Genomic DNA, 8,492 nt, shown 5'->3' on the forward strand with positions numbered 1-8,492 from the left:
TGTCCAGCTTGCGCCCGCGGCCAGATATCGGGAACTGATCGCCCCCGCGGGGGCCAAAGGGGTGAGGCGGGCCTTTCGGCAAACCTGACACCCGCGGCGCCGGGCGCTGTCACAGGCAGTTTACACCGACCCGGGGGGGTGGCGCGCCCCCTTTTTTTCTGCGCTATGCGATGAATTGATCCGTGACGGGTTTGTCGACCCCCTGTCAATTTCGCCCCATGGGTTTATAGTCTCCCCGATGAAGCCTCGGACCGTTTCCCTATCCTTTGTCTCGCCCCGGCGCCATCTGGTGCCGCCCCTCATTGGACTTTGGGCCGTGGCCCTTTCCCTGGGAGGCTGTGCCGGTCTGCCCCGGGAGGCCGAGCCCATCCCCCCCGCCCCCCTGGCCGTGGTCGAGTCGGCCCCGGAGACCCCGGAGGAGGCCGCCCGGGCGGACCTCATGTACCAATTGCTGGTGGGGGAGATTGCAGGTCATATGGGGCAACTGCAAGCCTCCCTGGGGCACTACCTGCGGGCGGCCCGGCTCAGCGACGACCCCGCAGTGGCCGAGCGGGCCACCCGCATCGGCCTCTTTGCCGAGGACCCCGAGGCCGCTTTGCCGGCGGCCGAACGCTGGGTGGCCCTGGCCCCTGAAAGCCTGGATGCGCGCCAGGTGCTGGCGGGTCTGCTGGTGAACGCCGGCCGTTCCGAAGAGGCGGTACCCCACCTGTTGCAGGTGCTGGAACGCATGGAGTCCATGGAGGGGAACGGTCTGGGCCTGCTGGTGAATGTCCTGTCCCGGGCGGGGGATGCCGACGCCGCCGTGGCGGCCATGGAAGAGGTGGTGCGCCGGCGGGAGGATGACCCCCGGGCCCATCTGGCCCTGGCCCATCTGGCCCTGGGGCAGGAACGCCCGCGGGCGGCGGCCCGGGCGGCGGCCCGCGCCCTGGAACTGGACCCCCGCCTGCAGGAGGCGCGGCTGCTGCGGGCCCGTGCCCTGCTGTCGGCCGGGGATACAAAGGCCGCCCTGGAGACCCTGGGGGATGCGGTGCGCCAGGATCCGTCGGATCCGGATCTGCGCACCCAGTACGGCCGCGCCCTGGTGCAGGCCGGCCGCCTTGACCAAGCCCGGGAACAGTTCGAGGCGGTGCTCAAGGCCCGGCCCGGGGATGCGGATGCCCTCTATACCCTGGGTCTGATCCATATCGAACTGCAGCACCTCGACCGTGCCCGCGCCTATCTGGAGCAGGTGGTGCAGGCCGGGGAGCGCAGTGCCGAGGCCCATTACTACCTGGGCCGGCTCGCGGAGCAGCAGGGGGACGAAGAAGCGGCGGTGGCCCATTACCGCCGGGTGGGGGAGGGCCGGCGCGCTGCGGAATCCCTGATCCGCATCGCCCAACTGCGGGCGGAGCAGGGGGACGTGGAGGAGGCGCGGCAGGCCCTGCAACTGTTGCGCCGGCAGGCGGAGGATCCCCGGTTGCGGGTGCAGGCCTATCTCGGCGAGGCCGATATCCTGCAGGATGCGGGGCGTCCCCAGGTCGCCATGACGGTGCTGGATGAGGCCCTGGAGGCGCATCCCCAGGAACCGGATCTGCTCTACAGCCGGGCCCTGCTGGCCGAGCGCCTGGATCGCGTTGACCAGGCCGTGGCGGATCTGGAGCGCATCCTGGAGCAGGACCCGGACAACGCCTCCGCCCTCAATGCCCTGGGCTACACCCTGGCGGATCGCACCGAGCGTTACGAGGAGGCCCATGCCTACATCCGCCGCGCCCTGGAGCAGCGCCCCGAGGATCCCGCCATTCTGGACAGCATGGGTTGGGTGCTCTATCGCCTCGGCCGCCTGGAGGAGGCGGAGGACTACCTGCGCCGGGCCTACGGCCGCCTCCAGGACGCCGAGGTGGCCGGACACCTGGCCGTCGTCCTCTGGGAACGCGACCGGCGGGATGAGGCACGGGAGATCCTGCGCCGCGCCCTGGAGCGGGATCCCGACGACGAGGATCTGCGGCGTCTGCAGCAGCGGTGGATGCCGTGAGGGTGGGGCTGCGGCTCGTAGCCGGCCTGCTGCCCCTATGGCTGGCGGCCTGTGCCGTGAGCCCGCCGCAGCCTCCGGTGGACGATGCCGAGGAGGCCTGGCGCGATCGGGTGGCGGAGCTGTCCAGCCGGGATGAATGGCGGTTGCAGGGCCGTCTCGCCCTGGCGGTGGGGGAGGAGCGCTGGAATGCCCACATGCGCTGGCAACAGCGTGATGCGGCATATGATATCCGCGTGTTCGGCCCCTTCGGCCGCCAGGCCGCGCGGCTGCAAGGGGATGAGGACGGGGTCGTGCTGCACACCCGTGAGGGGGGGACGCATCGTGCCCGGGATGCGGACGGCCTGGTGTATCATGTCCTGGGCTGGCGCCTGCCCGTGTCCGGCTTGCGCTACTGGATCCTCGGCATCCCGGCGCCCCATGGCGATCTGGAGGATCGGGACCTGGATGCCGCCGGCCGGGCCAGCCGCCTGCGCCAGGGCGGTTGGACCGTGCGCTACCAGCGCTACGATGAGACCCGCCGCCCGGCTCTGCCGGACCGCATGACCCTGGAATACGACGAGATCCGCCTGCGCCTGGTGATGGACGACTGGCGGATGGATCCCTAAAGCCATGACCGAAGACCGCTGGAAGCACTGGCCGGCCCCGGCCAAGCTCAACCTGTTCCTGCACATCACCGGCCGCCGGGCGGACGGGTATCATGAACTGCAGACCCTGTTCCAGTTCCTGGATCACGGGGATACCCTGGACTTCGAGCCCCTGGCCGACGGCCGCGTGGAGTCCGCCCGCGCCCTGGAGGGGGTGGATCCGGGAAAGGATCTGACCCTGCGCGCCGCGCATCGGCTGCGGGAGGTCACCGGCCATCCCGGCGGGGTGCGCATCCATGTGCACAAGCGCCTGCCCATGGGGGGCGGTGTGGGTGGGGGCAGTTCGGACGCGGCCACCACCCTGGTGGCCCTGAATGCCCTTTGGGGCACGGGGCTGGACGGGGCATCCCTGGCCCGGCTGGGTCTGGAGCTGGGGGCGGACGTGCCCGTGTTCGTGCATGGCACCGCCGCCTGGGCCGAGGGGGTGGGTGAACGCATCACCGCCGTGGCCCCGCCGGAACCTTGCTATCTGGTGATCCACCCTGGCGTGCACATCTCCACGGCGTCGGTCTTCAGTGACCCTGGATTGACACGCGACTGCCCGCCCATCACAATAGTCGACTTTCTCGCGGGGCAGGCCGGGAACGTCTGTGAAGCGGTGGTGCGCCCGCGTTATCCCGAGGTGGATCAGGCCATGGGCTGGCTGGGTGAGCAGGGGGTGATCCCCCGTCTCACCGGAACGGGCGCCTGTGTCTTTGGCGCCTTCGATTCGGCCCTTGAGGCCCGGGAGGCGCTGGACCGGCTCCCGCCCCGATGGCAGGGGTTCGTGGCCCGGGGGCGCAACCGGTCCCCCCTGATGGATCGCCTCGACAGGTGTTAGCGGCGTCCTCGGTCCGGGGCGCGATGTTCATTTGGGCCGTCGCCAAGCGGTAAGGCACCGGGTTTTGATCCCGGCATGCGCAGGTTCGAATCCTGCCGGCCCAGCCATTTCCGGCACCCCCTGCCCGCTGGGGTCAGGGGGTGAAGTCGTTGTTTCAGGACCTGCGCATCCGGCGGGGAAGCCCTGGCAAAGGGAGTGCGCCCGTGCATGGGCCGTTGCCGGCAGTGCGACGCGTCCTCCGGGGCAGGGTGGCCCGCGCGCCCCGATTCTCACGCAACCCAAAGTACTCTCCAGCCATGCTCCCGAGATCCACCGTGGTCGATAAAAGCAAGATGATGATCTTTGCCGGGAATGCCACCCCGAACCTGGCACAGAGCGTCGTCCATCACCTGAACCTGCCCCTGGGCAAGGCCGTGGTCGGCCGCTTCAGCGATGGCGAGGTCCAGGTGGAGATCCTCGAGAACGTCCGCGGACGGGACGTGTTCATCATCCAGTCCACCGGCGCCCCCACCAACGACAACCTCATGGAATTGTTGATCATGGTGGACGCCCTGCGGCGGGCCTCGGCCGGGCGCATCACCGCGGTGATCCCCTATTTCGGCTATTCCCGCCAGGATCGCCGGGTGCGCTCGGCGCGGGTGCCCATCTCCGCCAAGGTGGTGGCCAACATGCTGGAGGCCGTGGGCATCGACCGGGTGCTCACCGTGGATGTCCACGCCGACCAGGTGCAGGGCTTCTTCAACGTCCCGGTGGACAACGTCTACGCCTCGCCGGTGCTGCTGGGGCACATCTGGCGCCAGAAGATCCCCAACCTGATGGTGGTCTCGCCGGACGTGGGCGGGGTGGTGCGCGCCCGCGCCCTGGCCAAGCGCCTGGATGATGCGGAACTGGCCATCATCGACAAGCGCCGGCCCAAGGCCAATGAGTCCCAGGTGATGCACATCATCGGGAACGTGCAGGACAAGACCTGCATCATCATCGACGACCTGGTGGATACGGCGGGCACCCTCTGCCAGGCCGCCGCGGCCCTGAAGGACCATGGCGCCTCCAAGGTGATGGCCTATGCCACCCATCCGGTGCTCTCGGGGCCCGCCATCGACAATATCAGTCATTCCCAGCTGGACGAGCTGGTGGTCACCGATACCCTGCCGCTGCGCCCCGAGGCCCAGGCCTGCGAGCGCATCAAGCAGCTGTCCGTGGCCGGGATGCTGGCCGAGACCATCCGCCGCATCAACCGGGAAGAGTCGGTGAGTTCGCTGTTCGTGGATTGATCGGGACACCCCGGACCGCCGATGCAAACGAGTCAAGGGGCCATGCCCCGGGTACCCCTCCTGGTCGCGGGAGGGGATTTTTGTCCGTCATGCCGGAGATTGACCAATGACACTGCAGTTTGAATTCGAAGCCGAGCCGCGCGTGGAGCAGGGCAAGGGTGCGAGCCGCCGCCTGCGCCGCGAAGGCAAGATGCCCGCCATCATCTACGGCGGGGGCAAGGAGCCCCAGAGCATCACCCTCAGCCACAAGGACGTCTGGCAGAGCCAGGAGCACGATGCCTTCTATTCCCACATCCTCACCATCCGCATCAACGGTCAGAGCGAGCGGGCCATCCTGCGCGATCTGCAACGCCACCCCTATCGCCCCTGGGTGCTGCACCTGGACCTGCAGCGGGTGAACGAGACCGAGGCCCTGCGGGTGCACGTGCCCCTGCACTTCCTCAACGAGGAGACCTGCGTGGGGGTGAAGAAGGGCGGCGGCATGCTCAGCCACCAGGCGGTTGAGGTGGAAGTGGAGTGCCTGCCCAAGGATCTGCCCGAGTACATCGAGGTGGACGTGGAAGAGTTGAAGGTGGGGGATTCCATCCACCTGTCCCAGCTGAAACTGCCCGCAGGGGTGACCCTCACGGCCCTGGCCCAGGGTGAGGACCACGACCTGCCCGTGGTGAGCGTGCTCAAGACCCGCGGCACCCCCACCGGGGATGAGGAGTCCGAAGAGGAGGCGGCGGACTGATCCTGGCGGTGCGTGAGCCAAGGCCGTGAGCGAGACGCCGAGCATTCGCCTGATCGCGGGTCTGGGCAACCCCGGCCCCAGGTACGACCGAACCCGGCACAACGCCGGGTTCTGGTTCGTGGAGGCCCTGGCCCGGCGCCACGGCGGGCACTTCAAGTCCGAGCGCCGTTTCGCCGGCGATGTGGCGCGGGTGCAGCTGGAGGGGCAGGAGGTCTGGCTGCTCAAGCCCATGAGCTTCATGAACCACAGCGGCCAGCCCATCCGCCTGCTGGCGGATTTCTACAAGATCCCCCCCGAGGCCATCCTCGTGGTCCACGACGAGATCGATCTGCCCCCCGGAGCCGCCCGTCTCAAGCGGGGCGGAGGTCATGGCGGGCACAACGGTCTGCGTCACATCATGGGCCATATGGGCCAGGACTTCCTGCGCCTGCGCCTCGGGGTGGGACACCCCGGCCACCGGGATGAGGTGGTCCCCTTTGTCCTCAGCCGCCCTCCCAAGGCAGAGGAGGAGGCCGTCACCCAGGCCATCGAACGTGCCCTGGACGTCGTCCCCGAGGTGGTCACCGGCGCCCTGCAGCAGGCCATGAACCGGCTTCACAGTTGATCCCGCCCGCTCCCCTCGGTACCGCGGTGGCCCCGCCCTCGCCCGGGCCTTATCATTCCCCCATTTCCAGAACAGCTTCCCGGAACGCCCCATGAGCCTCAAGTGCGGTATCGTCGGTCTCCCCAACGTGGGCAAGTCCACCCTGTTCAACGCCCTCACCAAGGCCGGCATTCAGGCGGAGAACTATCCCTTTTGCACCATCGATCCCAACGTGGGGGTGGTGCCGGTGCCGGACCCGCGGTTGGATGCGCTGGCCCGCATCGTGCGCCCCGAACGGGTGCTGCCCACCACCGTGGAGTTCGTGGACATCGCCGGCCTGGTGGCCGGGGCCTCCAAGGGGGAGGGGCTGGGCAACCAGTTCCTGGCCCATATCCGCGAGACCGACGCCGTCGCCCACGTGGTGCGCTGCTTCGAGAACGACGACGTGGTCCACGTGGCCGGGCGGGTGGACCCGGTGGCCGATATCGAGACCATCCACACCGAGCTGGCCCTGGCGGACCTGGAAACGGTGGAGAAGGCCCTCAACCGGCTGGTGCGCAACGCCAAGTCCGGCAGCAAGGAGGCCATCGCCCGCAAGGCTGTGGCCGAGAAGGTGCAGGCCGTGCTGGCCGAGGGCCGTCCCGCCCGGGTGGCGGAGCTCAGCGAGGAGGAGGCGCCGCTGCTGCGGGAACTGCAGTTGATCACCGCCAAGCCGGCCATGTTCATCGCCAACGTCAACGAGGACGGCTTCGCCGGCAATCCCCTGCTGGACCGGGTGCGCGCCCTGGCCGAGGCGGAAGGGGCCAATGTGGTCCCCGTCTGCGCCGCCATGGAGGCGGAGATCGCCCAGCTGGAGGACGAGGAGCGGGCCGAGTTCCTGGCGGAGATGGGCCTGGAAGAACCCGGTCTGGACCGGGTCATCCGCGGTGCCTATACCCTGCTGGGTCTGCAGACCTTCTTCACCGCCGGCGTCAAGGAGGTCCGGGCCTGGACCGTGCGCCGCGGCGCCACCGCCCCGCAAGGGGCCGGGGCCATCCACACCGACTTCCAAAAGGGCTTCATCCGCGCCGAGGTGGTGGCCTACGAGGACTTCGTCGCCTGTGGCGGTGAACAGGGGGCCAAGGACGCCGGCAAATGGCGCCTGGAGGGCAAGGAATACGTCCTGCAGGAAGGGGACGTGGTGCACTTCCGCTTCAACGTATGACCCCCTAAGGTGCTTGACAGGCCGCCCCGATCAGCCCAAAATACCGCGCTTCGAATGGCTACGTAGCTCAGTTGGTTAGAGCACCGCACTCATAATGCGGGGGTCGGTGGTTCGAGTCCACCCGTAGCCACCAGATCGTGATTGTCCCATCCTGAAGAAGCCCGGAGTGCCCCAAAGGCCCCGGGCTTTTTTTGTTTCCGATGCTGGGCAGGGCATGGATGGCAACCCCTGCCGGGGGGTGGGCCTGCGTGGGCCCGGTCGTGATTCCCTGGCGAGTGCCTGTTTCACAGGGTACGATTTTAGCCTACCGAAGCAGGGAGGCATTGGCCAAGTGGCGGATCGAGCGCGCTATTTACGCTACTGGGGAAAGGCCAGGGATGATGCACCCGGGCAGGCGCCATGTCATCTGCTGGCGTACCATGCCCTCGACGTGGCTGCCGTTGGCGAGGTCCTGCTGAGATGCGACCGGCAGCGCACCATGCGCTTGGCGGCCTCTCTGGATCTGACGGTGGAGGTCTTCCAGCATCTCTTCGTCTTCTCCCTGATGTTGCACGACCTGGGTAAGTTCGCAAGATCTTTCCAGGGGCAGGCGCAGCCAGTGGGATGCGGTCTCGTGCCCCCCGATCCCGGCATGGTCTACGACGGCAGGCAGCGTAGGCATGATCGGCTCGGCGCGGAGCTCTGGCGCGAGGTGCTGTATCCGAATCGCCTGGCTTTGAGCGTGGCGGACCCGATGACTGCCATGGATCTTGAGCAGGGTGTCGACCTCTGGTTGGGGTGTTTCTTCGGCCATCATGGCCAGCCAGCGGCGGCCCTCTCCACCCCTCTGACTGTGGACTTCCGGGAAGAGGACTGTTCGGCTGCCGAAGATTTCGTGACCGCCTTGGAAGCCCAATGGGGGGTACCCTGGCCTTGCGAGACCCTGAAGGACGAGGACTGGCAAGAATGCAGATTGGCCCCCATGACCTGGGAACTGGCGGGTCTGGCGATCCTGGCGGACTGGCTGGGCTCCAATGACGCATTCTTCCCCTACTGCGCCGAGGCCATGCCGCTGGCGGAGTACTGGGAACGCCGGGCCCTGCCCGGCGCGCGGCAAGTCCTGAAACAGACCGGCTTGTTGCAGGCCCCTGTTGAGGTGGACCCCAAAATTCGGACCAGGGGTTAAGCTCTGATCATTCCGACAGGAGAATCTGATCATGAGCAGGAAACGCAAGCAATACAGTGCC

General features: G+C 68.0%; 8 protein-coding genes and 2 tRNA genes. All 10 read left to right on the forward strand.

The window, feature by feature from the left end; all coding sequences use genetic code 11:
• Positions 1 to 316 precede the first annotated feature (316 nt).
• The 10 genes from BM214_RS11720 to BM214_RS11765 all read left to right on the forward strand — a co-directional run bounded on the left by BM214_RS11720 (position 317) and on the right by BM214_RS11765 (position 8,431).
• Entirely contained in the window at positions 317 to 2,011 is a 1,695-nt protein-coding gene (locus tag BM214_RS11720; protein WP_177217668.1) for a tetratricopeptide repeat protein, read from the forward strand.
• Positions 2,008 to 2,616 (forward strand): lipoprotein insertase outer membrane protein LolB, encoded by a 609-nt coding sequence (gene lolB, locus BM214_RS11725; RefSeq protein WP_177217669.1) that lies wholly within the window; start codon positions 2,008 to 2,010, stop codon positions 2,614 to 2,616. Before BM214_RS11720 ends, lolB begins: the two co-directional genes overlap by 4 nt.
• A gap of 4 nt (positions 2,617 to 2,620) precedes the next feature.
• On the forward strand, positions 2,621 to 3,475 hold the full coding sequence (gene ispE, locus BM214_RS11730; RefSeq protein WP_090487478.1) for a 4-(cytidine 5'-diphospho)-2-C-methyl-D-erythritol kinase: 855 nt from the start codon (positions 2,621 to 2,623) through the stop codon (positions 3,473 to 3,475).
• A 32-nt stretch (positions 3,476 to 3,507) separates the two neighbouring features.
• A tRNA-Gln gene (locus BM214_RS11735) sits at positions 3,508 to 3,582 on the forward strand.
• Positions 3,583 to 3,789: 207 nt separating this feature from the next.
• Positions 3,790 to 4,746 (forward strand): ribose-phosphate diphosphokinase, encoded by a 957-nt coding sequence (locus tag BM214_RS11740; protein WP_090487481.1) that lies wholly within the window; start codon positions 3,790 to 3,792, stop codon positions 4,744 to 4,746.
• A 106-nt stretch (positions 4,747 to 4,852) separates the two neighbouring features.
• Positions 4,853 to 5,479 carry a 50S ribosomal protein L25/general stress protein Ctc gene (locus BM214_RS11745; RefSeq protein ID WP_090487484.1) on the forward strand — a complete coding sequence of 209 codons (627 nt, stop codon included), beginning with the start codon at positions 4,853 to 4,855 and terminating at the stop codon, positions 5,477 to 5,479.
• A gap of 25 nt (positions 5,480 to 5,504) precedes the next feature.
• Positions 5,505 to 6,083, forward strand: a complete 579-nt coding sequence (gene pth / locus BM214_RS11750) for an aminoacyl-tRNA hydrolase (RefSeq protein ID WP_244887997.1) — start codon at positions 5,505 to 5,507, stop codon at positions 6,081 to 6,083.
• Positions 6,084 to 6,174: 91 nt separating this feature from the next.
• A complete protein-coding gene (ychF, locus tag BM214_RS11755) occupies positions 6,175 to 7,266 on the forward strand; it encodes a redox-regulated ATPase YchF (RefSeq protein ID WP_090487487.1) in 1,092 nt (363 codons plus the stop codon).
• A gap of 56 nt (positions 7,267 to 7,322) precedes the next feature.
• Positions 7,323 to 7,399 (forward strand) — tRNA-Met (locus tag BM214_RS11760).
• A 198-nt stretch (positions 7,400 to 7,597) separates the two neighbouring features.
• On the forward strand, positions 7,598 to 8,431 hold the full coding sequence (locus BM214_RS11765) for a CRISPR-associated endonuclease Cas3'' (protein WP_177217670.1): 834 nt from the start codon (positions 7,598 to 7,600) through the stop codon (positions 8,429 to 8,431).
• Positions 8,432 to 8,492: the final 61 nt, after the last annotated feature.

Origin of the sequence: Ectothiorhodospira mobilis (genome assembly GCF_900114895.1) — a bacterium.
Taxonomy (GTDB): Bacteria; Pseudomonadota; Gammaproteobacteria; order Ectothiorhodospirales; family Ectothiorhodospiraceae; genus Ectothiorhodospira; species Ectothiorhodospira mobilis_A.